This is a genomic window from Arthrobacter sp. SPT-J7, from assembly GCF_059089965.1.
Map to the genome: position 1 here is coordinate 1 of NZ_JBNHFF010000539.1, position 571 is coordinate 571.

Below are 571 nucleotides of genomic sequence, written 5' to 3' on the forward strand. Positions count from 1 at the left end.
TGAGGGCCCCACCTTCCGGTGGGGCCCTCAGCTGTTTATGCAGGTACTGGGCGTCGTCCGACGGCGGGACGCCCCCGAGGTCTGCTAGTCGTCCCCTCGCAGGATGGCGAGCAGGCGGATGATTTCAACGTAGAGCCATACCAGGGTGACCGTGAGTCCGAAGGCAGCAGTCCAGGAGAAACGCTGCGGGGCTCCGCTCCGGACGCCCGCTTCGATGCTGGTGAAGTCCATAACCAAAGAGAAGGCCGCGAGACCGATGGCCAGGATGCCGATGGCGATGCCGATGATGCCGCTTCGCAGCCCGAACGGTTCCGTGGTCAGACCCGTTACCATCATGACGAGGTTCACCACGGAGAACAGCGCGTAGCCAACGATTGCGATCATAAAGAACTTCATGGCCTTTGGCGTGGCCCGGACCTTGCCGCTCTTGAAAAGGAGGAGCGTCACGGTAAAGACGGACAGCGTGCCGAGCACAGCCTGAAGCCCCACACCCGGGTACATGGTGTCCAGGACGCGGGTGAGGCCGCCGAGGAAGAGTCCTTCAAGGCCGGCATAGGCAAGAATCAGTGCC

1 protein-coding gene is annotated in these 571 nt (G+C 62.5%); it reads right to left on the bottom strand.

The genetic code is table 11. From position 1 onward, the window contains the following. Positions 1-84: 84 nt before the first annotated feature. Positions 85-571, bottom strand: a 487-nt coding sequence (locus AC5RWX_RS34135) for a Bax inhibitor-1/YccA family membrane protein (RefSeq protein WP_494100551.1), incomplete at its 5' end; no start/stop codon positions are given.